This window comes from Pandoraea sp. PE-S2T-3, assembly GCF_002179965.1.
Taxonomy (GTDB): Bacteria; Pseudomonadota; Gammaproteobacteria; order Burkholderiales; family Burkholderiaceae; genus Pandoraea.
In genome coordinates, this window is record NZ_NGUQ01000009.1 from 23,927 (window position 1) to 49,822 (window position 25,896).

Below are 25,896 nucleotides of genomic sequence, written 5' to 3' on the forward strand. Positions count from 1 at the left end.
ACGAATGTGATGAACGCGTCATGGAAATGGGCGCGGCATGGCGCAGGTCATTCGAGGCTGCTGCTATGATAGCAGCCAAGTGTGGACGTTCCCGGCGTGTTTCCCGACGGGCTCCGCACATCACATTTGGCATCTATCCATGGCAGAACTCACCCATTTCGACACCGCTGGTCAGGCCCATATGGTCGACGTCGGCGGTAAGGACAGCACGCACCGCATCGCCGTAGCACGCGGCACCATCCTGATGAAGCCCGAAACGCTCGCCCTGATTCGCACGGGCACCGCGAAGAAAGGCGACGTGCTGGGCATTGCGCGCATTGCCGCCATTCAAGGCGCCAAGCGCACAGCAGATCTGATTCCCCTTTGCCATCCGCTGGCGCTCACGCGCGTGACGGTCGAGTTTCTCGTCGACGACGGCGCGAATGCGGTCCATTGCCGCACGCAAGTGGAAACCATCGGCCGCACGGGCGTTGAAATGGAAGCCCTCACGGCCGTGCAAGTCGGCCTGCTGACGATCTACGACATGTGCAAAGCGGTCGATCGCGGCATGACCATCACCGACGTGCGCGTGCTGGAGAAGCACGGCGGCAAGTCGGGTGACTGGGTCGCGGCGTAACCAGCGACTTTCGCGAGCGTCCGGGGGGACATCACTTCCCCCGCGACGCCGTCCACTGCACGGCGAGAATGCTTGCGAACACCATCGCGAGCCCGACGAACGCCAACCCCGTAATCGCCTGCCCCAGCAACACCCATCCCAGCACTACAGCCGTCAGCGGACTCAACAACCCGAGCGACGACACCGCGACCGGCGCGAGACGCGCAATCCCGCGAAACCACAACGCGTAAGCCAGCAACGCCCCCGCCACCGACAAATACAGATATCCCACCGCCTGTAACGTCGTGAGCGACGGCAGCGGCGCGTCGACGAACAACGCCAGCGGCGCCAGCATCACCCCGCCCAGCACCAACTGCCAGCCCGTCAGCGCAAGCACCGGCATGTCCACGCGCCAGCGACGCGTGAGATAAGTCCCCGTCGCCATGCTCGCGGCCCCGGCAAGCGCCGCCAGAATCCCCACCGGCTCGAATACCGTCGTCGGCGACAGCAGCAGAATCGCCATACCGACTACACCCGCCACCGCCGCCCACACCGTGGGAGCCAACGGACGATGACGCTCCACGCCCCACGCCAGCCCCATCACCAGCAACGGCTGAATCGCACCGACCACCGCAGCCAAACCGCCCGGCAACCGATACGCCGCCACGAACAACAACGCCTGAAACGCGCCGATGTTCAACGCCGAGAGCACCAGCAACCGCCCCCAATCACGCGTTACCGGCCATCGGCGCGCGTAGATCAGCAACAGCAGCCCTGATGGCAACACACGAATCAGTGCCGCCGTGAACGGCCGGTCCGGCGGCAAAAGCTGCGTCGTCACGATGTAGGTCGATCCCCAGATCATCGGGGCCAAGGCCGTCAGCAACACGTCGATCCAGTTCAATCGCGCGGGCGAAACCAACGTCGAAGTCGTCATGATTATTTATCTTCAATTCAAGATAAATTGCAGTTTGGTATCATTTTGTCTTGATGTCAAGATAAGTGAGGTCACGCATGGTGAGCCGACAAACAAGCAAGGGTGCGGGTAATTCGGGCGACGCAGTCGACGCGATCCTCGCGCAGTGGAATCGCGAGCGCCCCGATCTCGACGTTGCGCCGATGGCGATCATCGGCCGGTTGAAGCGCTGTGCAGCGCTGGTTCAGCAGCAACTCGACGCAACGTTCGCCGAGTTCGACATGAGTGGTTGGGAATTCGACATGCTCGCGACGTTGCGTCGCGCAGGTGCGCCGTATCGACTGGCGCCGACGGCGTTGTTTTCCACGTTGATGGTGACGTCCGGCACGATGACGCATCGCCTGCAACGTCTGGAAACGAGAGGTTGGATCACACGGGTGCCGAACCCGGAGGACGCGCGCAGCACGCTCGTCCAGTTGACCGACACCGGCTTCGCGCAGATCGAGCGCGCCGTCGATGCGCACGTGGCGAACGAGCATCGCATGCTCGCCCCCCTATCGGCGGCAGCGCTCGCCCAGATCGACGCCGGGCTGATCGCCTGGCTCAAACTGCTGGAAAGCGAGCGCTAGCCTGAGCTAGTCCGTTCGTTAAGCCGCCGCAGCATTCCCCACACTCTGGCGCTGCGGCCAGAAGTACCACACGGCACCCAGCACCTGAAGCACGATCAGCGCCGCCCAAGCGGTGAAATGCGCATTCGGGCTATGTGCCGGATAAGCGCCGAGCACTGCCCCGATGCCCACCTGACACAAGAAGATCAACACGAAGATGACGAGCGTGAGCGACGTGTTCACGCGTCCGATCAGCGTGCCGTGGAAATACTCGGCCAGCACGGCGTACGACAGAATGCCCGTGCCGCCGAAGATGCCGTAGGCCGTCCACAGCCAGACCGGCGGAATCGGCGCGCCCAGCATCAGCAGCAACTGCACCGCGACGAAGATCACCATGCCGACGCCGGAGAACGCAAACACGCTCACCCCGCGACGCTCGAGCGAGCGTGCCGCCGCACCGAACACCACACTGCCGGCCATCATCGCAAGACCGACCACCGACACGAGCGATGCCGCCTCTGCCGCCGACAGGCCTTCGAAGTCACGCATGAAGGGCGCCATCCACAGCGACTGCATCGCATAGAACACGCCCTGCGTGATCCCCGAGAGCGACGTCACCTTCCAAAACATGGCGCTGCCGAGCACTTGGCGCACGCCTTGCAGCGCCTCCGACAAACCACCCTGCGCATGCGCCCCCTGCTTCTCCGGTGCGCCAAACCACAACGCCACCGACATGAATACGGTCAGTCCGGCCAGCCCGAACGACACCACACGCCAGTCGGTCATCCCGAGCAGCCAGTTGAGTGGCGTGCCGACCACCACGCCGCCCATGCCGCCAACGGCCATCACGAGCCCGTTGAGCAATGGCAGACGGGCAACAGGAAACCACTGCGCCAGCGCCTTGAACGCGCTGCCCAGACACACCGACACGCCCACACCGATGAGCAGACGTCCGACCATCAGCGCGCCCAGTCCCTGTGCGAGACCGAACAGCGCTGCACCCGCCGCCGCCAGCAACAACACGATCGACGCCACGCGGCGCGGACCGAACTTGTCGAGCAGCACACCCGCCGGCAACTGCGCACCGGCGAAGCCCAGAAAGTAGAGACTCGTAAGCAAGCCGAGATCGGCCGAGGAGAGTCCGAGTTCACGCGTCATGAACGGCGCAAACCCAATGTTCACACCGCGGTACACGTAGGAAACGAAGTACCCGCAGGCGAACAGCACAAAGATGCGTAGTGCTTTCGACATGAAGCCATACCTTAGTAATTTACTTGGGTATCCATTGTCCGAGGAACGTCGATCCCAAGCCAACGAAACCTTTGAGCGCGCATTGTGAGTAGAATTTGACATCATGTTTCGACACCTTCCTCCCCTCCAATCGCTGCGCGCACTTGAAGCGGCCGCCCGTCACCGGAGTTTTACGCGGGCGGCCGACGAATTGAATTTGACGCACAGTGCTGTCAGCCATCACATGCGCTCGCTCGAGCAGCAACTCGGCACGCCCCTCTTCCGGCGGGTCGGTGCCCGTATGATTCCGACCAGTGTCGGGGCGCGTCTGGCCGAGCGCATCCGCATCGGCATGTCAGAGCTGGACGAGGCCTTCACCGAAGCCCGGGCGGGCACGGCAGCGGGGGCTTCGCCCGCCACGGTAAGACTGGAAGTCAGCGTGATGACCGATTTGGCGGCCCAGTGGCTGATCCCACGGCTCGATCGCTTCAGCGCGCAACATCCCGGCATCGATCTGATGATCCGGCTCCACACAGATGTGGCCGCCCCCGACCCGTATTCGGTCGACGTCGGTATCTGGCATCAACGCGTGGAGGCAACCGGCTTCGTGTCTCGCAAACTATTGACTGACTACGTCATCGCCGTTTGCCGCCCCGAGTTGATCGACCGGCTCCCGAACTTCACGATCGACGACACGCCGAAGCTGCCGATGCTGCGTTTCGCGCACCGGTCTTGGCGCGACTGGCTGGTCGCGGCGGGTCTGCCGCCACACGAGCCCACGCGCGGGCCAATTTTTGACGATGCGGGATTGCTGCTACGCGCCGCCGTCGCCGGACAAGGGCTAGCGACCACGCGCAGCCTGCTGGTGCGCGACGCCATTGCGGCGGGCGAACTGGTGCAAGTGGGCGACGTCTGCATCCCACCGAGTCTTGAGTACTACGTGAGCTGGCGCGAGCATCATCCGCGCGAGCGCGCTATCCATGCGTTCTGGCAGTGGATGCAGGATGAGATTGCCGCGACAGTGCCACTCGGCAAGGGCATCGCACGCGGGGGCAAAACCGCGCGCCCATAAAAAAACGGCAACGAATTCGTGAGAACTCGTTGCCGCTTTTCTTTGGCGCGGACTTCGACGGTAAATCAATGCCAACCGTTGAAGTCCGACGACCGGGCAATCGGGGCACCCCGAACCATGGAGGCACCCCGGACATGCCGTCTCTTGCGAGACTTACATGCCCATGCCCATGCCGCCCATACCGCCCATGTCGCCCATACCGCCGCCCATCGGGGCATCTTCCTTCGGCAGTTCGGCAACAGCGCAGTCGGTCGTCAGCAGCAGGCCCGACACCGAAGCGGCGTTTTGCAGCGCGGTGCGCGTGACCTTGGTCGGATCGACAACGCCCATTTCCACCAGGTCGCCGTACTCACCCGTCGAGGCGTTGTAGCCGTAGTTGCCCTTGCCGGCAATCACGTTGGCCACCACGACGCTGGCTTCTTCGCCACCGTTCGCGACGATCTGACGCAGCGGCTCTTCCATCGCGCGCAGCACGATCTTGATACCGGCGTCTTGGTCAGCGTTGGCGCCCTTGATGTCGGCAACGGCCACGCGAGCGCGCAGCAGTGCAACACCGCCGCCCGGGACGATGCCTTCTTCCACGGCAGCGCGGGTAGCGTGCAGCGCATCTTCGACGCGTGCCTTCTTTTCCTTCATTTCGACTTCGGTCGCAGCACCGACCTTGATCACGGCAACACCGCCGGCCAGCTTGGCCACGCGCTCTTGCAGCTTTTCACGATCGTAGTCGCTGGTGGCTTCTTCGATCTGGGCGCGGATTTGCTTGACGCGTGCTTCGATGTTCACGGCTTCGCCAGCACCATCGATGATGATGGTGTTTCCTTGCCGATTTCGATGCGCTTGGCTTGGCCCAGTTCGTTGAGCGTTGCCTTTTCCAGCGTCAGGCCGATTTCTTCAGCGATGACTTGGCCGCCCGTCAGGATGGCGATGTCTTCGAGCATGGCCTTGCGGCGGTCGCCGAAGCCCGGAGCCTTGACGGCGCAGGTCTTCAGGATGCCACGGATGTTGTTGACCACCAGCGTTGCGAGGGCTTCGCCTTCGACGTCTTCGGCGATGATCAGCAGCGGACGGCCAGCCTTGGCGACTTGCTCGAGCACCGGCAGCAGGTCACGAATGTTCGAGACCTTCTTGTCGAACAGCAGGACAAACGGGTTGTCCAGGATGGCGACTTGCTTTTCCGGGGTGTTGATGAAGTACGGCGAGAGGTAGCCGCGGTCGAATTGCATACCTTCGACAACGTCCAGCTCGTCTTGCAGCGACTTGCCGTCTTCGACGGTGATCACGCCTTCCTTGCCAACCTTGTCCATTGCTTCGGCGATACGGTCACCGATCGACGAATCGCTGTTGGCCGAGATCGAGCCGACTTGCGCGATTTCCTTGTTGGTCGTGCACGGCTTGCTGATCTTGCGCAGTTCTTCGATCGCAGCGGCGACAGCCTTGTCGATACCGCGCTTCAGATCCATCGGGTTCATGCCCGAGGCAACGTACTTCATGCCTTCGCGAACGATCGACTGAGCCAGCACCGTAGCGGTGGTGGTACCGTCGCCGGCGTTGTCGCTGGTCTTGGAAGCCACTTCCTTGACCATTTGCGCGCCCATGTTCTGGAGCTTGTCCTTCAGTTCGATTTCCTTGGCGACCGACACACCGTCCTTGGTCACCGTCGGGCCGCCGAAGCTGCGCTCGAGCACCACGTTACGGCCCTTCGGGCCCAGGGTCACCTTGACGGCATTGGCGAGGATGTTGACGCCCTCGACCATCTTGGCACGAGCGGAATCGCCGAAAACGACTTCTTTAGCTGCCATTGCAATAACTCCTTGAATTCTTTACGTAGATGTCTGGGGGGACAGTCTTACTTGACCAGAACGGCCATGATGTCTTCTTCGCGCATGACCAGGAGTTCCTGGCCATCGACCTTCACGGTCTGGCCGGCGTACTTGCCGAACAGGACACGGTCGCCCACCTTCACGTCGAGCACGATCGACTTGCCTTGATCGTCTTTCTTGCCCGGGCCAACCGCCAGGATCTCGCCCTGATCCGGCTTTTCAGCGGCGGCTTCAGGGATCACGATGCCCGATGCGGTCTTCGTTTCGTTGTCCAGGCGCTTGACAATAACGCGGTCATGCAAGGGACGAAGGTTCATTACAAGCTCCTCTTTTCTCTCAGTGAGATTGTCAAAACGATATATGCAAGATATTGCATATAAGATGAATTCATGACGTTAGCACTCTACACCAACGAGTGCTAATTATAGGGACGGGGTTTTACGATTTCAAGACGCGGGGTTTTCCCGGAGGTGAATATTCTTGGATGCGAAGGCTCGGCGTCGACGGGATCGACGCCACTTCAGCGGTCGATTGTCCCGTTTTTGACGATGCCTGACCGGCGGGGTTCCCCCGCCTAGCTGGCGCGTTCGGTCCGCCAGCGCCCGCCGAACCATGACAAGTTCGGCAGAAACCGAAACAGCCCATGCGCGTCGATCCAGCGCGCGTAGGCCACATAGACCGGATCGCGAGACAGATGGCGCTCTTCGGTCCACGCCCGCATCGCGTAGAGACCGTTGACCCCGAGCAGCAGCAGGCAGTGGCGCAGCGCCTCATCCACTGGCCCGCGCGCCACGAACGGAATGAAGATCAGCCACCACGACAGGTTCTTGGCCACATACGCCGGATGCTTGGTCCAGCGGTACGGGCCGTTGGTAATGATGCCGCGATGGGTGAGGTTGGAGAAGCGCCCGCCAAAGCTCACGGTGGCCCAGACGTAAATCATGGTCAGCAGCAGGATCGCGCTGCCCCAGATGCCGTAAAGCAGCGGAGCCCCCCACAGCCACTCGCCCCATGCGAACCCGGTGTCGTAGTGCAGATACTGGCGGCCGATCAACGACCAGAACGGCTCGTAGCACGCCAGCGCCACCGCCCAGCCCAGCATGGTCGGCTCGGCCGAGCGCAGATGCGTATCGGCAAGCCGCAACGTCAGCAGGTAGCCCATCACCGTCAGGCCCACGTCGACGAAATAGCACAGGCCGTACAACAGATCGAACCAAGGCTTGAAGCCTGAGAGCTGGCTGACATCGGCGCTGAGAAATCGGGCGAGGTCGTTGCACAGGTAGCCGAACATCAGCGGCAGAAAGAACCCCTTCACCAGCCAGCCAAGCAGATGCTGCCCGACGATGCGGCGGTCTACGTTGGCCCACTGCAACGTCACGAGCTGGCCAACGTGCCAATAGCCGTCCAACGGCTGCGGCATCCTGCGGTCGACGAAGTAAAGATACGGCAGCGCCAGCACCAGCAAGGGCGGCATTATCAGCGTCAGCATCCGGTAGTAGCGATCGTAGAAGTCGCCGTGATACTCCGGGAACAGCCAGTACAACAGCGCGACGAACCCTAAGCTGCCCAACAGTCCGGTGAACTTGACGAGCGTGCGAGACCACGACGGATCGTCGCGCTCGAAACTCAATCCCGTCGACGCGCGCCGATACGTCTTCTGCCACAACAGGTCCACCAGCAGCACCGTCGCCGAGGTCATGCCGACCATGAACAGTGCACTCGCCACCATGTCGTCCCCGAAGGGGCGGTAGGCGCGCAGCAGGATCAGCGACAGGAGAAAGGCCACGAAACCGGCGGCGCCAACCGCGCCGTGTGTCGCCGAGCGGGGCCGCGCCGGGACAGGTCCCTCAGGATTGCCGGGGCCGCCGGGGTTGCCGGGGATATCTCGGTTGCCGCGGTTGCCGGGGCTGTCGGGGCTGTCGGGGTTATGGCGTGCGGTGTCGGTCACGGTACCAGTCATGTCGTTCGTCATGTCTTCCGTCATGTCGTCCAATCGGTGGCACTACGGGGATACGATGTTGCTCGTCACGTCCGCGCTCACGACTGATGCTGCCCCACGATTCCGACGATCCTGACCATCCCGGGCAGCCCGCGCACGTCGCCATCATAGCTTGGCCCGGCCGCGCATAGGCGACTACTCAAAAGAGGGGATCGTCATCGTAAAAACTGCGTGCTAACGTCAGCCCCGGCCTCGCCGCAAAGCAACACAGGCAAGAACCTGCGGCATCCAAGCCTCATGTTCCGCCCCCTGCTCACGCTTCGGAGACCTCTCGCGATGACCGATTTTCGTCCCACCCGCCGGCAAGCCCTGCAATTTGCCGCCGCCTCACTCGCCACACCGGCGTTGCTCACCCCAGCCGCCAGCGCCATCGCAGCGGGCCGTGCAGATCTCGACGCCGCCGTGCGCCGCTTCGGCGCCCTCGCGCCACAAACGACGGGTTGCCTCGTCCTCGCCGACATTCCGTCCGGTGGCTGGCAATCGGCCTACGCGCCGGACCGGATGCTGTTCGTCGGCAGCGCGGTCAAGACGTACATCCTCGGGCAGTTTCTGCTCGACGTGGAAACCGGCTACAACCAGCGCTCGGAAACACAACTCTGCGACGTCAACGACGCCGTGCGCACACCGGGCAGCCCGGTGCTGATCGGGCTCACCGGACAGACCCAGTACCGCACCGCCCTCGAAGCGATGATTTCGCATAGCGACAACTTGGGCACCGACATTTCGCTCGCCGCCGTCGGCCCCGACCGCGTTCGCGAACTGCTCAAGCGCGTGGGCCTGCCTACGGCACGCATCCCGGACTCCACCCGCAAGCTGTTCTCCTATCTCGCGGGCGCGGCACCGGGCGTCGATCTCGGCTGGGCCGGCATGCAGAAGATGGAACGCAACGAAGACCTCGGACTGAAGCCGCGCACCGACGTCATCAACGATCACGAAACGATGACGAGTTCCGCCGCCGATCTGGTCAAGTGGTATCGGCAGGTGCTGCGCGGGAAGCTGTTCGCGAAGCCGTCTTCGCTGACCGAGTTCAAGCGTATTTCCGCCATGGCCGATGCCGTGTGGATGGCCGTGCCCGACGGGCTGCTCGCGTATGGCAAGGGCGGCAGTCTCGATTGGGAGAACTTCCACGCGCTGTGCTTCGCGGGCGAGATGCTCGTGGGCAAGACGCCCGTGACGTTCTGCTTCACGTCCAACTGGCTCGACGGCAAGACGAGCGTCGAGCGCACCGGCGAGTTCATCGCCGCCGCCAGCGACGTGCTCAAGGCGGCCGCCAAAGCCGCCGCCTGACCTACCGATCCACCGCTGCAATTTGCACCACGCAAAGGCCTGCGCCGCGTTGATTGCGGCGCAGGCCTTTGTCATTACGTCACATCAGCAACGCGTCAGAAGTGTTTGGCCAACCGTAACGCCGCACTCTGTACCGTCTGCGAAGGCGCGGTGCGCAAACTATATTCGGCACGCATTTCCAGCCCCTTGCCCGAGAGCAGCTCCACCCCCACGGCGAAGTTGCCGTAGGCGCGGGGTTGCGACGACGAAATCACGAACGGCGCGCTCGGAAACTGCACCAGCGACACTTCGGTACTCACATCGCCTTTCGACGCAAAGCTCATCCCGAGCGACAGGTAAGGACGCAGCGTCACCCCGCGATAGTCGAATCGGCCACCCACCTCGACCGTGGGACTCAACACGGCCGTCGTGCGCCCCTGACTTTGCACCGCAAGATCGAGCACCCCCGCACCGCTTTCGCTGTACGCACCACTGCGGTCGTACACGACGTCGAGATCCGCATACGGCTTCACATACCAGTCGGCGAAATTCACCTGATACGACAGTCGCGACCGTGCCCCGACGAAGAACGCATCGGGCTTGCTCGTCGCCCGCGCGACAGCCTCCGGATAGTCGATCGTCCGGTTCTGCGTACCGCTCTCGTAACCGCCCAGCACCGCCAGCGCAATTTGCCACGGCCCCATCTGCCGCTTCAACGTCACGCCGCCACGGAACCCGTCGCTCGACACATCGAGCGAGCGATCCGACGAGCGCGCATGCGTCACCACATAACTCGCCGAGCCGCCGAAGAACCAATCCGGCGCAATCTCCTTTTGCGCACCGAACTGATACGTCACCTGCTGGCTGCGGAAACCGACGTCATCCGCCGTATCGAAACGATCGGCGCGCGTGCCGATCACGCGCCCCCACACACAACTGCCCTCGGACAGCCGCGTGCCCACGCCGTCGAACTGCGGACAACTCATCAGCCGATTCAGGAAGTCGTAATTTTCGTGTCCGCGCGAACCGGCGCGCATGAGCGTTGCCGCGCCCGAGAGCACATCCAGCGCCTTGCGGTACGACGCGGCGTCGCCCACATTCGCAAACGGCTGGAACAGCGGCCCGGTATCCACGACACCCATGTCCCAATGCGTTTGCAGAAAGTTGGCGAACGACGTCTGGTTGGCGTTCAGGGCGACACCCGGCGGCCGGAAATTGGCGTCGACGGAGATCAGCGGATCTTGCGAGCCGCCGCCATTGTTTTTCATCTGGTAGTTGAACACGATGGCCGTGCTCTTCGCGACAGCCGTCTCGCCTGTCGGCGCCTGATCGAAGTGGCCGATCCCGAGCCAGATGTTCTTCACCGGGTTGTGAAGCACCGGCACCACGCTGCCGCCGAACGTCAGCGCGCCGGACACCACCAGAAAGTCGCTGTTGTGATGCGTGAAATCGAGATCGGGCGCATACACGCCGGTGCCTGTCTGCGAAAACGCACCGTACACGTGCGACACCTGAAAGACGCCCGGACCGCCGGGGCTGAACGTGCCGAAATTCTGAAGTTGTCCCACCGTCACGCTTTGGCCCGCTCGCAATTCGCCACCGGCCTGATTCACGAACGTGCTGTCGGTCGTGAGTTGCACGTTGCCCTGCACGATGCCGCTGTTGTTGACGCTCGCCTTGCCCAACGACTCGATGGCCGTGGCCGCCGAGACGGTGCCCGCATTGTCGATGGTCACGCCATCGGTGTTGATCGCCAGAATGCCGATACCCGAGGTCGCATTTGCCATGACCGTCGCGCCCTTGCCCACCGTCACGCTGATCGGCTTGCCCTCGATGACGTTGTTGCCGGTCGCGCCCGCGTTGCCCATGCTGATCGCGGCAATGGCGGGTGAGCCGGCGCCCATGGCCGCCACTGTCGCGCCGGGTTGCACGCTCACATCGATCTCGCCACCGGCATTGCCGCTCCAGTTCGGCGGGTTCTTCAGCAGCACACCACCCTCGGTGAACACCGCGCCACCGCCCAGACTCATCGCAAGAATGGCGGGGGCGTTCACGCCGTACGTCACGATGCTGCCCGACGCGCTCACTCGCACCGTGTTGCCCGCGCCCACAGCACCGGACACGTTTGCCAATCGGACCATGTCCAGACCATAAGTCACGGCAGCCGCATCGCCCGCGATACCGCCCCCGCCGCCAACGCTTTGCGCAAGCACGCCAGCCGCGCCATCGCCCTGCGTGCGGATGCCACCGGCGACTGTCACTTCGACCGTGCCGCCGTCATTGATCCCCGCGTTGCTGAACGTGTTGTTCACCGACGCCAGCGTGACAAGCCCCGGCGCCGTCGTCAGACCGGCGAGACCGCCGCCACCGCCCACGCTCTGTGCGACGACGCCATGCGCGTTCTGTCCCTGTGTTTGCACCACGACGTTATTGCCCACCGTGACGGCAACATCCGACCCGGCACCCCCGGTGTGGTCCTTCGCGCCGAGCGCCAGACTCGTGACGGGCAGCGTCGACGGTGCGCCACCGCTCGTCAGTGCCGCATAGCCGCCGCCACCGCCAATGCTTTGTGCGAGCACGCCGAACGAGAGCGCGCCCTGCGTTGCAATCACCGAGGGCGAATTCGCACTCCCGGTGGCGCTCGACAGATCGACAAGCACGCTCCCGGCATTGGCAAGCAGGCTGTTGCCGCCGGATTCCGATGCACCCAGCGCGATGACAGACCCCGCGAGCAACGCGTACATTGACGCACCCGACGTCAGCCCGGCAACCCCGCCACCGCCCGAGACCGACTGCGCGAGAATACCGTGCGAGAGCGTGCCGCTGGTGTAGATGCTGCCAGCGCTGAGCACGTTGACGCTGCTGCCGGTCATCAACGCAGGCGACATCGAACCGCTCAACGTGCTGCCCAGCGTGATGGTCGGCGCACTGGCCTGCTGACCATCGGCCAGATGCGTACTCGCGTTACCCGCGAGGCCAACCGATGCCGCCCCGCCACCGCCCATGATGCTCTGCGCAACGATGCCGCTTGCATCGGCCCCTTGCGTGGCAATCACGCCGCCACTCTTGACCACCACGGGATACGGGGCGGTATTGACGCTGCCCAGATTGCCCGCGTAAGCCGCGCCGAGCGAGAGCGACAGCGCCGGTGTCGATGCGCCGGCGGCGGTGCCGAAGCTGCTCGCCCCGAACGTATAGCTGGTGGCGCCCGCCATCCCGCCACCGCCCGAAACGCCTTGCGCGAGAATGCCCGGCGAGCTGTCGCCGCTTGTCTGAATATTGCTGGCGGGGTCGCTGGCATCCACGTTCACCTGTCCGGCCACGCCCGCACTGCCGCCTTGCGAGCCGACACTGACGTTGACGTTGTGCTGTGCGCTCGCGAGATTGGAGCCGAGCAGATCGATGATGCGCGTCACTTCGCCGATGATTTCCGGCGCGCTGCCGGGTGCCCAGTTCGCGACGAACGCTTCGAGATTCTGCGCGGTGGCCACGCCTGCGCCGCCACCGCCGCCGACGCTTTGCGCCACGATCGCTGGCGACGAAAAGCCTTTCGTCGCGAGCAGGCCACTGTTGGCGATACTCACCGGACCGCCATTGCCGCCGCTGCCGCCGGAACCGCCGACCGCGACGTTCGTACCGACATTCGGCGAGACATCGAAGTACGCGCTGGCTTTGCCCGCGACCACGCCAAGCAGATTGTCGATGCTGGACATCAGGCTCGATACACTCGTCGAGGCCGCCGTCCCGCCCTGACCGCCCCCGCCGCCGATACTTTGCGCGACGATGGCCGCCGCGCCGTCGCCGGCCGTTGTCACCCGCCCCTTGTTGAATACGCTGGCACCCACGCCGTCGCCACCGCTCCCCCCGGTGCCGCCTACGCGAACATCCACGCCCGCCGTCAGCGATCCGAACGAGATCGAGGGCGGCTGGCTGCCGTTCTCCAGCCATTTGACCAGCGACTTCAGACTCCCGAGCGCCGCGCTGGGTCCGCCAAGCGTTGCCGAGAACGACTGCGCAGTCTCCTGCTGGACGATACCGCCGCTGCCGCCACCGCCACCGACACTCTGCGCAACGATGCCCGGCGCGTGATCGCCTGCGGTGGCGACGCTGCCGGAGACCTCGTTGGTCACCGTTGCCACGCCACCGAAACCGCCTTGCCCACCCGATCCGCCGATGGTCGCGCCCACGCTGATGTTGAGCCGGCTGCCCGCCGCCGCGATCGTCGACGTGCGCAACGCCGCCGCCGCACTGCCGCCGCCCCCGCCGCCACCGCCGATGCTCTGCGCCAGAATGCCGATGCTCTTGTCGCCTTGCGTCCAGACGCCGCCCGCGTTGTCGACTTGGGCGAAACCGCCGTTGCCGCCGTCGCCGCCACTCCCGCCTGCGGTGTAGTGCGGGCTTAACGTGCCCGTCGGGATTTCCGGCCCGAGATCGGGTGCGATGGTAATGGCCGCCGAGCTGGCCAGACCGCCGTAGCCACCGCCACCGCCGATGCTCTGCACCACCGCACCATCGCTGGCCGCGCCTTGCGTGGTAATGCTGCTGCCGTTCTCCAGCGTCAGGCGGGACGTACCCCCTTGGCCACCGCCACCGGCGCTGCCGCCATGGCTGACCGCCACGCCGAGCCCGACACCCACGGTGATGGCGCTGGCAGACCCGCCAGCGCCGCCGCCGCCGCCGATGCTTTGCAGAATGAGGCCCGCAGAACCGGCGCCCGCTGTCGAGATCGCGCCGCCCAGATCCATCGTGGCCGTGCCCCCCGCGCCGCCGGCGCCACCGTGTCCGCCAGTGGCGATGCCCACGATGATGCCGGTCGTATCGGCGTCGCCACCGTGTCCGCCCCCACCGCCAATGCTCTGAATCAGGGCTCCGGCACTCTGATCGCCGGTGGTGAAGATCATGCCATTGCTGTCGGCCTGAATATTGCCGCCCAGCCCGCCGTTGCCGCCCGCGCCACCGCCGATATTCATCAGGCCCTGACTCACGTCGGCCGAGCCTGCGCCGCCGCCCACGGCGTGCGCGAGAATGCCGAGCGCGTCTTTGCCTGCGGTCGAAATGTTGCCGTCGTTATGGATCGTGACGGCCAATTGTCCGGTGTTGCCGCCCCCGCCGCCGTTGCCGCCGTGGCCCGACCACGGGCCCGCCGCCCCACCGTTGCCGCCCGCGCCGCCAACCACGGATACGCGAATGCCCATCGAGCCCAGGCCCAGCGTGGTAATGCTGCCGGTGTTGGTCACCGAGGCCCCGCCCGGCGTGCCGCCATCGCCGCCGGTGAAGCCGCTGCCCGTCACACCGCCCCCGCCATCGCCGCCACGCCCCCCAAAGCTGTACACGGCAATGCCCGGCGCGTTGGCACCGTCGGTCGTGATGGCGGCGCCATTGGTCACCGTCACCTGCCCCGAGTTGCCGCCATTCGAGCCCTTCACGTCTGTGCTCACGCCCGCCGGGCCGCTGCCGCCGATCGAGCGCGCCAGCACGCCCACTACGCCATCGCCGTGGGCGGCGACCGTGCCGTCTGCGATCGAGACCGTGACGTTGCCCGCGTTGCCGCCCCATCCGGAGAGCACGTAACCGCTCTCCGAATCGTCCACGCCAAGGCCGCCTTGTCCGCCCAGCGACTCAGCGCGAATCGCCGCACCGCCGTTGTTGCCAACGCCCGTCGCCGTGATGCTGGCCCCGCCGCGCACCACCACGCTGGCGTCTCCGGCGTTGCCGCCCACCCCGGCATTCAAGCCGGCCGCCGCCCCGCCAAACGACGGAATCGCGCTCGCCTGACCATTGCCGCCAATCGCCTGCGCCGACAGGCCGTATCCCATGGCTGTCACCGCGCCGCCGTCGATCGTCAGCCGTGCGAAATTGCCGTTGTTGCCGTTGCCATTGCCGTTCCCGCGGTTGCCCCAAAGGCCGCCATCGCCGCCCTTCGAGAGCACCGACACGCCGGCGCCGTTGCTGATGACCGTGCTGTTGACCAGCCCAAAGTCGACGATACGGCCGAAGCCGCCGTTGCCCCCCCAGTGATCGCGACCGTTGTCGTCGTCGTTGGTGTCGCCGTTGCCGCCGTTGCCGCCGCTCACATCGACGGCCACCCCGGTGGCGCCGTTGGTCGAACGAATGTTCAGGCCGGTGATCGTGCGCTCGACGTCGATTTGTCCGGGCGCACCGTCATAGCCGTTGTGGTTATGGCAGCACCCGCCCGCGGCACCGCGATAGTCGAGAAACAATGGCCCGGAGGTTTGAGAGAACGCCGGACCGGCGAGCATGACGCCTGCGACGCTGCAAAGCGCCTTCAAACGAAGCGGTACCGCCACCTGAGATGATTTGCCTCGCACGCTTGCCCCCGTACTCCGAATCATGTGCCGACTGACAGGATGCGCGCCGCTCTGCTGATCGCTTTTGATCGTTTTTGGTGCGGTTGGAAAGGCGCGGTAATTTCCGGAGAAACTTAGCACTGCGCAGCCCTTGTGCACTATCCCCCGAATTGAGTAAGGGGAGCAAAGGGAAGCCGGGCGCCGCGCCGCCTCCCCTGTTTCGGGGATGGGCGCCCGTTACGCCGGTGTGCTAATTTGCCTAACCAGTCAGTCCCTTTTTGCCGATACCCCACACCGCCATGTCTGCCAGCACGCCCGCCGTTGCCGAGCCGGTTCTGCCCGGCCCGCTGTTGCTTGTGGAAGACGATCCCGCCACCCAGACGCGGATGCGCAGCATCCTCACGTCCCTCGGCTATACGGACGACGCCGTGCACGTGGCCGGCAGTCTGGCGCAGGCGCGCGCGATTCTGGCCGATCAACCGTTCGCGCTCACGCTCATCGACGTGGGCCTGCCCGACGGCAGTGGCATCGACCTGATTGGCGAGCTTCACGCCCGAGATCCGGCGTTACCGATTCTGGTAATCTCCGCGTGGAGTACCGAGCAGATCATCGTGGGCGCGTTGCGCACGGGCGCCACCGGCTATCTGCTCAAGGAGCGCGACGATACGGAGATCGCGCTATCGATTCGCAGCGCGTTACGCGGGGGCGCGCCGATCGATCCGTTTGTGGCCAGACACATTCTCAGCCTTGTCGGCGTCACCCGGCCATCGCAGGCCGCCGTGCCGCTGCCGGCGGCCGGTGTGGCCGGTGTGGCCAGTGGGGCCGCTCAAGGTCAAAGCCAGACACAAACGGCCGACGCGCCACCGGCATTGAGCCCGCGAGAAATCGAGATTCTCGGGCTCGTCGCCAAAGGCATGACAAACCGCGAGATTGCAGCCTTGCTCTCCATCTCAAGTCTCACGGTCGCATGCCACATCAAGAACATCTACAAGAAGTTGGCGGTCAACTCGCGCACGCAAGCCGTGTTCGAAGCCCGCACGTTCGGCTTGCTGCCCTGACGCTGATTGCTGCGCTCCGGCACTTCCTGCGACTTCGCCAATTCCGGCTACGCCATCTCTTTGCCATCTTCGGTCTGCTTGCCGGTGCCGCCCATGCGCAGTTGCCGGGCGCGGACATCGATCTTCGTCCCCTGACGTTCGAGCGCATCGAAGCCGTGCGGGCCGGTGCCGACTGGCATGCCACGCAGCCGCCTGAGACCGGCTGGGAGAGCGTCACGCTGCCGGATGTCTGGAGCACCCGCTGGCCGCACTACGACGGCGTGGTCTGGTACCGGCTCACGTGGCAGGAGACGTCGCCCGCGCAGGCGCGCGGCTTGCTGCTGGAGTATCTGAACATGGCCGGGGCCGTCTATCTGAACGGCAGCCTCCTCTCTCGCGACGACTCGCTGGTCGAACCGCTCACCCGCGCGTGGAATACCCCGCGTTATTGGGTGGTGGAAGCGCCAGCGCTGCGCCCCGGCGTCAACACGTTGCTCGTGCGCGTGTCCGGGCTTTCCGCCTACAGCCCGGGGCTCGGCCCGGTCGTACGTGGTGCGCCGGCCGAGATTCACGCGCGCTACGAAAAAGAACGATGGGTGCGGCGCGACCTGCAACTCTTCAGTCTGGCCATCACCATCACGCTCGGCATCTTCGTGCTCACGCTGTGGCTGTACCGGCGCGAAGAAACCGCCTACGGCTGGTTCAGCGCAATGTCGTTCACGTGGTGGCTTTACGCGGTCAATCAGGTCGCCACGCGCCCTTGGCCTTGGGTCTCGAACGACGCGTGGGAGGTGTTCGTCTCGATTGCCTTTCTGGCGTATTGCGGCTGCTTTACGATGTTCGTGCTGCGCTTCTGCGGGCGCAGGATGCCGCGAATCGAAACGGCCATGTGGACGATATTCGGCGCCGGTGCGGTCTGGCTAATGGTCATGCCGCACCAGAGTATCGCGAGCACACGCGCCATCTGGGCGGTCGTCCCCGGCGTGACGTATCTGGCGAGTTGCATCCTGCTCTTCGCCCTCACGTGGCGCGAGCGGCAGCTTGAACAGCGTGTGGTCTCGCTTTGTGCGCTGACGTTCGTCATCGCCGGCACGCACGACTTTCTGGTGTTCTTCGGGGTGCTCGCGTCCAATGTCTACTACACCGCGCAGACGTCGCAGGTGTTGATGATCGGCATGGCGGTGGTGCTGGCGCGGCGCTTCGCAGAGAACGCGCGTCGCATCGCCCAATTCAACGACGAGTTGCGCGTGCGGGTGGACGACGCCCGCGACGAACTGGCGCTGACGCTCAATCGTCAGCACGAACTCGAAGTCGCGAACGCCCGTCTGGCTGAACGGCTGAACCTCGCGCATGACCTGCATGACGGTCTGGGCGGTGCGCTGGTATCGAGCATCGCCGCCATCGAACACGCACCGCATACGCTGCCGCCGGAGCGATTTCTCGGCTTGCTGAAGGAGTTGCGCGACGAGTTGCGCATGGTCATCGATACGGCCGCCACGCATCAGAACGGCGGGCTGACGCTGGCCGAACAGATTGCACCGTTGCGGCACCGGATCACCGTGCTGTTCGAGAGTCAGAAGATCGAATGCGATTGGCGGCTCGAAGGCATCGGGCAGTGCGAGCTGAGCGCCGCCCAGTCGCTGGAGTTGCTGCGTATTCTTCAGGAAGCGCTCACGAACGTGCTCAAGCACAGCCGCGCGAGCCGGGTTCGCATCGACTTGCGAGACGAGGGCGAAGCGATCACCTTGCGGGTGGAAGATAACGGCGTGGGGTTTGAGGTTGGCAGCAGCAGTAGCGTTGGCGGCGGCAGTGATACCCAACACGCAGGCGCCGGCCTGCATAGTATGCGCAGGCGTGCGCAGCGTCTGGGCGGCACGATGGCGTTGCTGCGGGAGAACGGTGCGACGGTGGTGCTGGTTCGCGTGGCGACGAGGGCCGGCTAGGCTGTCGCCGGGTTGCCGGACGCCAGCGCTTTCGTGCCCATTTCATCGGCTTCGCGCTCCAGCCCTTCGTCGTCATTGACGGGCACACCGGCCTTCAACTGCATTGTTGGCCGCACCCGGTTCTGTGCCTGTTGCACCACGTGCCAGGCTTCATGCGGCAGGTGCTGCTCCTGACCGGGTCCGAGGTGAATGTCGCTGCCCTGCGCGTAAGCGTGGGCATTGAGCTGCGCCGGGGCCGACGAGTTATAGTGCACCCGCACATGATCCATGTTCATGCCGGACAACGACTCGACGCCGGATTTCAGTGAATCGGGGAGTCCCGTGCGGTTGATCGGCGCCTGCGCCTGACGCTGCGCGACCATGCGCGGGCTGTTATCGGCCATGGCCTGCAACTGGCGCAGCCCCTCGGCCTCGGGCCGGTTGTCCGCGAAGTCGGACTGGCCACCACCCGCCACGGCCGAGCGGGCCTGTACGACGTGTGTCGCGTCCTGAGACTGCGCTGGCTTTCTCATCCGGTCACCCATGCCCACTCCCCTTACGTCCGAAAAACATCGCTATGAGGTCGAAACGTCCGGGCAATCATAAGGCCCAATGGTGGCAAAAACAAATTTCTGCCGGGCGCGCTTGATCTCATCACTTTCCCCCGCTTTCTCCCCATTTGCCCCCCCTGCCCGGGCGAAGCCGAGAACGTGTCACGCGGAGCCGGTACAATCGGGGAAAAATTTCTCCGGCAACCTTTCGTGATGACGTCCGCTTTATCTGTCCGACCTGTCCGATCCGTGTTCTCCGCGCGTCCTGTCCTGGGTTCTCTCGCACTGGTCCTCCTGCTGGCCGGTTGCGCCGCCAGCCCGCCGCGCCTCACGGCACCTGCCGCCCAGCCGGCAAACGCCGCCAGCACCTCCCCTGCAACGCCTTCACCCGCCGCGACCGACGCCGCCAGCGCCGCGCCCGCTGCACTGCCGTGGTGCGTTCAGACGTCGTTGCGCGAAGAAGACGACCTGATGCGCAACTTCGGCGGCATTCCCGCAGGCGTGCGCCGTATCGAAGAAACCCGTTTCATTGCCAGCTACGACCGCACGACCGGCAAGGTCGGCCCGCTCGATAACGGCAATCGCTTCGTGATGGAATTCGATCCGCAGGGACATCTGCTCACCAGCACCGATCGCGGGCGCTACACGTATGCCGCCGATGGCCGGTTGCTGAGCGTCGATGGCGCGTCAGTGGCATGGCAAGGTGCGGACGAATGGATCGTGAACGGCGCCGCACGACGCGGCACGTGGAAGGAGCAAGTCCGTCAGGAAGGCGAGCGCGTCGAGTGGACCCGCCGCATCATCGTCGGCGCCAACGGCACCCATCATCGCCGTCAGGGCAGCTTGCAGGCGCGTCTGTTCGACGACGAGTGCTTCGTGCTCTCCCGGCAATGGGAAGCGCCCAACGAAGCCCGCCAGATCGTCACCGCCGACGGCAAGGTCCGTCCGGCCCCCAAAATCGTCTCGTATCGCACGTTTGCCAACGTGGAACGCAAGCCCGACGGCAGCCGGATCGTGCGCGATACAGGCGCTGCCGCCTTCATCGACGGCCAGTGGCTGCCGCTCGCGTGGGATAACGAAGTCTCGGAATACTCGCCGCGTCACGAACTCATGCGCGTCACGCGCACCGACGCCGCAACCGGTGAGCGTCACGTCTCGGAATATCACTATCGCCACGACAAACGCGGCAACGTCGTGCGCGTGGTGATTACCTCGCCGTCCGGCGCAGGCGAGAAGGTCGACCCGTTTGCGAACGTCTTCGTGCGCAAACTGACCTATTTCGAACCGGCCACGCCGGTCGCTACCGACAAGCCGGCGGCACCGGGTGCCGCCAAAGAAAGCGCGACGGCACCTGCGCCCGCCGCAGAACCCGCCCCGTCGGCAGCACCGGTGCCGGCCGACGGCAAGCTTACGTCGGCAGAGTAAAGCGGAACGTCGCGCCCTGCCCTGCATGACCGGGCTGCCCCGGCTGAACATTGGTTTCCACCAGCGTGATGCGGCGGCCATGCAGTTGCAGGATACGATGCACGATGCGCAGGCCCAGACCGCCCTCGCGGCGGGCGCCGCCCACCGTAAAGGGCCGCTCGAAGAGGCCTTCGCGCGCACTCTCCGGAATGCCCGGCCCCGTGTCGCTCACCCGCACTTCGATATCCGCCCCGGCCGGGGCCACCGCTACCACGATCTCCCCGCCCGACGGCGTGTAACGCAACGCGTTCTCCAGCAGATTGGTGAACACGCGCTCGATCAACCCGAGATCGGCGCGCGCGGTCGGCACTTGCGGTGCGAGTTGCGCCCGTAATGCGACACCGCGCGACTCGGCGCTCAACTCGAATTTCTGGAATACGTCCTGAATCAGATCGGTCACCGAGAACGGCTCGGCTTCCGGCTGTACGAAACCGTGCTCAAGACGCGCGAGCTCGAACAGCGACTGCGCCAGTGCCCCCACCTTGCGGCTCTGATCCAGTGCGATGCCCAGATAACGCCGACGGTCGGCCGGTGCCAGCGTGGCGTCCTTGAGCGACAACGTTTCCAGATAACCGTGCAGCGACGAGAGCGGCGTGCGCAGATCGTGCGAGATATTGGCGATCAGTTCGCGACGCTCCTGATCCTGACGCGTCAGCGTGCGCCATTGCTCGCCCAGCCGGTCCACCATCTGCCGGAACGCGCGCTCCAGCACCACGATTTCGTCGTTCGGCCGCGCCTGTTGCGACGCCAGTTCATCCGCTGACACGGCAGGCAGCGCCGCCGGTGCCGCGTCGATATCGAACTCGCGCACGGTATCGGTCAGCCGGCGCAGCGGGCGCGTAATCCACGCAAACGCCGCCAGACCGGCAATCAGGCACAACGCCGCGACCAGTCCGATCGACCACAGCGCGGTACTGAGCGCGGCACTCGTCGCGCCTCGCGCCGCAAAGCGGTCATGCGCTTCGCCCAACAGCACCACGTAGATGTAGCCCACTTCCTGCCCGTTCACCCGTAACGGCGCGGCACTGAAGACCTTGCGCACATCGGTGTTGCGCGGGTCGTCACCATAAATCGGCAGCGCTTCGCCATCGATCAGCCGATGCACCGGCGCCAGATCGATCTGCGTGCGCCGCAGATGTCCTTCCGGCGCTGCGTGTCCGGTAATGCGCCCCTGTTCGTCGAGCAGATACACCTCGACGCTCGGGTTGACCACCATCAGTTGCCCGAACAGGTTTCGCACGGCGTCCGGCTTCATGCCGTTCGCGTCCATCAGTTGCGCGTTGGCGGCGATGTGCTCGGCCAGCCCACGCGAGAGGCCCTGAATCACTTCGGCCTCGTGCATGCGGTTTGCCCGCACCTGCAACCAGGCCGACGTGCCGCAGCACACCAGCAACAGCGCCGCGAAAACCAGCGACAACCGCTGCGTGAGTGTGAGATTCCATTTGCGCGTCATCATGCGGCCCCTGCGTCGGTCGAATTGCCTTCGGGCGTCGCATCGCTGGCGAATTTGTAGCCACGCCCCCAGACCGTGAGAATGCGGGCCGGCTGCGCGGGATCGGCTTCGATCTTCGCGCGCAGGCGGTTGATGTGGGTATTGACGGTGTGCTCGTAGCCTTCGTGCTGGTAGCCCCAGACGGCATTGAGCAGGTCCATGCGCGAGAACACTTTGCCCGGCTGGCGGGCGAAGAAGTACAACAGGTCGAATTCGCGCGGCGTCAGGTCGAGCAGCTTGCCGCCCAGCGTCGCCTCGCGGGCGATCGGATCGATGAACAGGCCCGCCACCGCCAGACTGCCCGCTTCCATGCGGGCGTTTCGGGCGAGCGCATCGACCCGGCGCATCAGCGCCTTGACCCGTGCGACCAGTTCCAGCACCGAAAACGGCTTGGCGAGATAGTCGTCCGCGCCCAGTTCCAGCCCGAGAATGCGGTGCACTTCGCTTGCCCGGGCACTGGTGATGATGATCGGCGTGTAGCGGGTCATTTCCCGCGCGCGGCGGCAGATTTCGAGGCCATCGACGCCGGGCAGCATCAGGTCGAGAATCAGGGCGTCCCAACCGCCTTCGGACAGGCGCCGCAAGCCCTCGTCGCCATCGGCGCAATGCACGACGTCAAAGCGTTCGTCGCGCAGGTGCAGCGTGAGCAGATCGGCGATATGCACGTCGTCTTCGACGAGCAGGACACGGCGCGGCGAATCCATCGTAGGGGGAACTCCCGGGAAAGGTGGGTCTGGGTGACCTCATTGTGCGCAGTTCAGGCCCTTTGAGGTATCACGAATTGTTTAATCTTACGTGAGGACTTTGCCATCACGGACGCACTACCCTTCAGTCATCGATCCGGCGCCAGCACCCGCTCTACCAAGGTAATGCGCTGCAACGCCGTACCGCTGATGCGCCCGGCCCCCGCGCCCCCCAGGTCTTGCGAGGGCCGGGCACGTCAGCCCCGGCGCCGGATCGGCCCCACTCACCGGAGGATGCCATGAAGTTGTCCGACCAGACGCCGTCCCAGAAGGCCGCCCAGCCCGTCGCTACCGCTGGCAGCGCTGCCAGCACTGCTGCTGCGACTCGCCCAGCGACGTCGCGCCGCCTGTTCCTGCTCAGCACCACGGCAGCGGCCGCCGCCGTGGCCGTCGGACTCGTGCCACGCCTCGTGCGCCCGGCCCGTGCCGACGATGCCCGGCGCGCCAGCGCCCCCGAACACTTCGAAGTGGCCTACAGCGACGCCGAATGGCGCAAACGCCTGACACCCGGCCAGTACGAGATTCTGCGTCAGGAAGGCACCGAGCGCCCGTATTCGAGCCCGCTCAACGACGAACACCGTACCGGCACGTTCTTCTGCGCCGGTTGTGCCCTGCCGGTGTTCTCGTCGCGCACCAAGTTCGACAGCCATACCGGCTGGCCGAGCTTTTGGACGCCGCTCGACAACGCCGTGGCCACCCATACCGACACGAGCTTCGGCATGACCCGCACGGAAGTGCACTGCCGGCGCTGTGGCGGCCATCTGGGGCATGTCTTCGACGACGGCCCGAAGCCGACCGGCCTGCGCTACTGCATGAACGGTCTGGCCATGACGTTCCGCCCGCAGCCCGCTTGATAGCGCACGGGAAACAAGCCGGCAACGAGTCGGCAACCCGCTGGCAACACGCGGACAACCAGCGGACAACAACCTGACAACACGCTAATCCTCCGGCCCCGCCGGACCACGCTAAAGGAGCGCTTTCATGACCTTGCTCATCCTCGCCTATCTCGGCGGGATCCTGACCATCGTCAGTCCATGCATTCTGCCGGTGCTGCCGTTCGTCTTCTCGCGCGCCGGACAGTCGTTCTCGCGCAGCGTGCTGCCGATGCTCGCCGGTATGGTGCTGATGTTTGCGCTCGTCGCCACGCTCGCCGCCGTCGGTGGCAGTTGGGTCGTGCAGGCCAACCAGTACGGCCGCTGGCTCGCCCTCGCGCTGGTCGCGTTGTTCGGCGCCACACTGCTGTTCCCGAAGTTGTCCGAACGCCTGACCCATCCGCTCGTCTCGCTGGGCGACCGGCTGTCGCAATCGGCCCAAGGTGACGGGCAAGCCAGCGACGCCGCCACGGCGGGGACGCGTCCGGGGGCATCGTTCCTGCTGGGCATTGCCACCGGCCTGCTGTGGGCCCCGTGCGCCGGTCCGATTCTCGGGCTGCTGCTCACCGGCGCGGCACTGCAAGGCGCCAGTGTCGGCACGACGCTGCTGCTGATCGCGTACGCCGCCGGTGCCGCCACGTCGCTCGCTTTGGCATTGCTCGTGGGTGGCCGTGTGTTCGCCGCCATGAAACGCTCGCTCGGTGCCGGTGAATGGATTCGCCGCGCGCTCGGCGGCCTCATGCTCGCCGGTGTCGCCGCGATTGCGCTCGGTCTCGATACCGGCGTGCTGGCCCAACTCTCGACCGCCTCGACGGGTGGCATCGAACAGAAGCTGGTCGACCAGTTGGGTGCCCGCCGTGGTGCTGGGAATAGTGCTGGGAATGGTGCAGGCAATGGTGCCGGTGCAGGCGATGCCGCCGCCGCTGAGACGGGCGCTGGCAGCCAAAGCGCCAATAACACTGGCAACACTGGCAACGCGGGCAACGCCATGACGCGCACGGCCGCGACCGAGCCTGCGCCGTTGCCGGTCGAAGGTCAGTTGCCGTCGCTCGACGGTGCCGTGCAGTGGCTCAATTCGCCGCCGCTGACCGCAGAGTCGCTGCGTGGCAAGGTCGTGCTCGTCGACTTCTGGACATACTCCTGCATCAACTGCCTGCGCACGCTTCCGTACGTGAAGGCATGGGCGCAGAAGTATCGCGATCAGGGCCTCGTCGTCATCGGCGTGCACGCCCCGGAATTCGCCTTCGAGCGCGATATCGGCAACGTCAAGAAAGCCGTTCATGACCTCGGCGTCGACTATCCGGTCGCCATCGATAACAACTATGCGATCTGGCGCGGCTTCAACAACCAGTACTGGCCCGCGCATTACTTCATCGACGCGCAGGGACGCGTGCGTTATCACCACTTCGGCGAAGGCAACTATGCCGAGTCGGAGCGCGTGATCCAGCAACTGCTGCGCGAAGCCGGCGCCACGCAGGTGGCCAGCGGCCTCTCGGACGTGCAGGCCAGCGGCATTCAACAGGCAGCCGATATGCGCGACGTGCGCTCGCCCGAAACTTATGTCGGCTACGAGCGGGCCGAAAACTTCGCGTCGCCGGGCGGTGCATTGCGCAATCAGGCAAACGACTACCGCGCACCGACGACACCGTCGCTCAACGCGTGGGGCCTTGGCGGCTCGTGGAAGGTGGGTGCCGAACAGGCAACGGCCACGCACGCCGGTGCCCGCATCGTCTACCGCTTCCATGCCCGCGACTTGCATCTGGTACTGGGCCCGGACGCCAACGGCAAACCGGTGCGTTTTCGCGTGACGGTCGATGGTCAGGCACCCGGTGATGCCCACGGTACTGACGTCGCCGCAGACGGCACCGGCACCGTGACCTCGCAGCGGTTGTATCAGCTCGTGCGCCAGTCCGGCGACGTGAGCGACCGTACCTTCAGCATCGAGTTTCTTGACCCGGGTGTGTCGGCGTATGCCTTCACGTTCGGTTAATCGAATCGGGA

At 65.0% G+C, this 25,896-nt stretch carries 17 protein-coding genes and 1 pseudogene; 9 read left to right on the forward strand and 9 right to left on the reverse strand.

All coding sequences use genetic code 11. The annotated features are described in order from the left end of the window. Positions 1–139: 139 nt before the first annotated feature. On the forward strand, positions 140–616 hold the full coding sequence (gene moaC / locus CDV46_RS06960) for a cyclic pyranopterin monophosphate synthase MoaC (RefSeq protein ID WP_058377629.1): 477 nt from the start codon (positions 140–142) through the stop codon (positions 614–616). Positions 617–647: 31 nt separating this feature from the next. Here moaC and CDV46_RS06965 read toward each other — a convergent pair whose 3' ends face one another. After that, the gene (locus CDV46_RS06965) at positions 648–1,532 is read right to left on the reverse strand and encodes an EamA family transporter (protein ID WP_176399029.1); all 885 of its coding nucleotides are present in this window, start codon (positions 1,530–1,532) and stop codon (positions 648–650) included. A gap of 77 nt (positions 1,533–1,609) precedes the next feature. On the opposite strand from CDV46_RS06965, the gene CDV46_RS06970 reads away from it, so the two are divergent. After that, complete coding sequence (locus tag CDV46_RS06970) at positions 1,610–2,140, forward strand: MarR family winged helix-turn-helix transcriptional regulator (RefSeq protein ID WP_087722175.1); 531 nt, start codon at positions 1,610–1,612, stop codon at positions 2,138–2,140. A gap of 18 nt (positions 2,141–2,158) precedes the next feature. Here the strand turns inward: CDV46_RS06970 and CDV46_RS06975 are convergent, their stop codons facing one another. Next, positions 2,159–3,370 carry an MFS transporter gene (locus CDV46_RS06975; RefSeq protein ID WP_087722176.1) on the reverse strand — a complete coding sequence of 404 codons (1,212 nt, stop codon included), beginning with the start codon at positions 3,368–3,370 and terminating at the stop codon, positions 2,159–2,161. 103 nt (positions 3,371–3,473) lie between these two features. Here CDV46_RS06975 and CDV46_RS06980 point away from each other — a divergent pair, with 103 nt between their 5' ends. Beyond that, positions 3,474–4,421, forward strand: a complete 948-nt coding sequence (locus tag CDV46_RS06980; protein ID WP_058377625.1) for a LysR substrate-binding domain-containing protein — start codon at positions 3,474–3,476, stop codon at positions 4,419–4,421. Between the two features lie 153 nt (positions 4,422–4,574). On the opposite strand, the pseudogene groL reads toward CDV46_RS06980, so the two are convergent. From groL to CDV46_RS06995, 3 genes and pseudogenes are all read right to left on the reverse strand, one after another. Further along, positions 4,575–6,220: pseudogene (gene groL, locus CDV46_RS06985) on the reverse strand (chaperonin GroEL). A gap of 47 nt (positions 6,221–6,267) precedes the next feature. Next, positions 6,268–6,558, reverse strand: a complete 291-nt coding sequence (locus CDV46_RS06990) for a co-chaperone GroES (RefSeq protein WP_058377623.1) — start codon at positions 6,556–6,558, stop codon at positions 6,268–6,270. Between the two features lie 257 nt (positions 6,559–6,815). Further along, positions 6,816–8,225, reverse strand: coding sequence for an isoprenylcysteine carboxylmethyltransferase family protein (locus tag CDV46_RS06995; protein WP_087722177.1), 1,410 nt, complete (start codon positions 8,223–8,225; stop codon positions 6,816–6,818). Positions 8,226–8,516: 291 nt separating this feature from the next. On the opposite strand from CDV46_RS06995, the gene CDV46_RS07000 reads away from it, so the two are divergent. After that, complete coding sequence (locus CDV46_RS07000; protein ID WP_176399030.1) at positions 8,517–9,527, forward strand: serine hydrolase; 1,011 nt, start codon at positions 8,517–8,519, stop codon at positions 9,525–9,527. A 95-nt stretch (positions 9,528–9,622) separates the two neighbouring features. Here the strand turns inward: CDV46_RS07000 and CDV46_RS27560 are convergent, their stop codons facing one another. Next, positions 9,623–15,814, reverse strand: coding sequence for an autotransporter outer membrane beta-barrel domain-containing protein (locus CDV46_RS27560; RefSeq protein ID WP_140413312.1), 6,192 nt, complete (start codon positions 15,812–15,814; stop codon positions 9,623–9,625). 299 nt (positions 15,815–16,113) lie between these two features. Between CDV46_RS27560 and CDV46_RS07010 the strand changes: the two genes are divergently transcribed. Together CDV46_RS07010 and CDV46_RS07015 are read left to right on the forward strand one after the other, a co-directional pair. Beyond that, complete coding sequence (locus CDV46_RS07010; protein WP_087691617.1) at positions 16,114–16,872, forward strand: response regulator transcription factor; 759 nt, start codon at positions 16,114–16,116, stop codon at positions 16,870–16,872. Beyond that, positions 16,782–18,794, forward strand: a complete 2,013-nt coding sequence (locus tag CDV46_RS07015) for a sensor histidine kinase (RefSeq protein WP_087722180.1) — start codon at positions 16,782–16,784, stop codon at positions 18,792–18,794. The genes CDV46_RS07010 and CDV46_RS07015 overlap by 91 nt, the downstream gene beginning before the upstream one ends. On the opposite strand, the gene CDV46_RS07020 is transcribed toward CDV46_RS07015, so the two are convergent. After that, entirely contained in the window at positions 18,791–19,318 is a 528-nt protein-coding gene (locus tag CDV46_RS07020; RefSeq protein WP_254915956.1) for an eCIS core domain-containing protein, read from the reverse strand. The genes CDV46_RS07015 and CDV46_RS07020 overlap by 4 nt on opposite strands. A 255-nt stretch (positions 19,319–19,573) precedes the next feature. Between CDV46_RS07020 and CDV46_RS27270 the strand changes: the two genes are divergently transcribed. After that, on the forward strand, positions 19,574–20,749 hold the full coding sequence (locus CDV46_RS27270) for a hypothetical protein (protein ID WP_087722181.1): 1,176 nt from the start codon (positions 19,574–19,576) through the stop codon (positions 20,747–20,749). On the opposite strand, the gene CDV46_RS07030 is transcribed toward CDV46_RS27270, so the two are convergent. Then, positions 20,733–22,241, reverse strand: a complete 1,509-nt coding sequence (locus tag CDV46_RS07030; protein ID WP_087691652.1) for a sensor histidine kinase — start codon at positions 22,239–22,241, stop codon at positions 20,733–20,735. The two genes, CDV46_RS27270 and CDV46_RS07030, sit on opposite strands and share 17 nt — an antisense overlap. Continuing rightward, complete coding sequence (locus CDV46_RS07035; RefSeq protein WP_058377568.1) at positions 22,241–22,984, reverse strand: response regulator transcription factor; 744 nt, start codon at positions 22,982–22,984, stop codon at positions 22,241–22,243. The genes CDV46_RS07030 and CDV46_RS07035 overlap by 1 nt, the downstream gene beginning before the upstream one ends. Before the next feature lie 278 nt (positions 22,985–23,262). Here CDV46_RS07035 and msrB point away from each other — a divergent pair, with 278 nt between their 5' ends. Together msrB and CDV46_RS07045 are read left to right on the forward strand one after the other, a co-directional pair. Then, positions 23,263–23,877 (forward strand): peptide-methionine (R)-S-oxide reductase MsrB, encoded by a 615-nt coding sequence (msrB, locus tag CDV46_RS07040; RefSeq protein ID WP_170936116.1) that lies wholly within the window; start codon positions 23,263–23,265, stop codon positions 23,875–23,877. A gap of 127 nt (positions 23,878–24,004) precedes the next feature. Further along, positions 24,005–25,885, forward strand: a complete 1,881-nt coding sequence (locus CDV46_RS07045; protein WP_087722182.1) for a cytochrome c biogenesis protein DipZ — start codon at positions 24,005–24,007, stop codon at positions 25,883–25,885. The last annotated feature ends 11 nt before the right edge of the window (positions 25,886–25,896 follow it).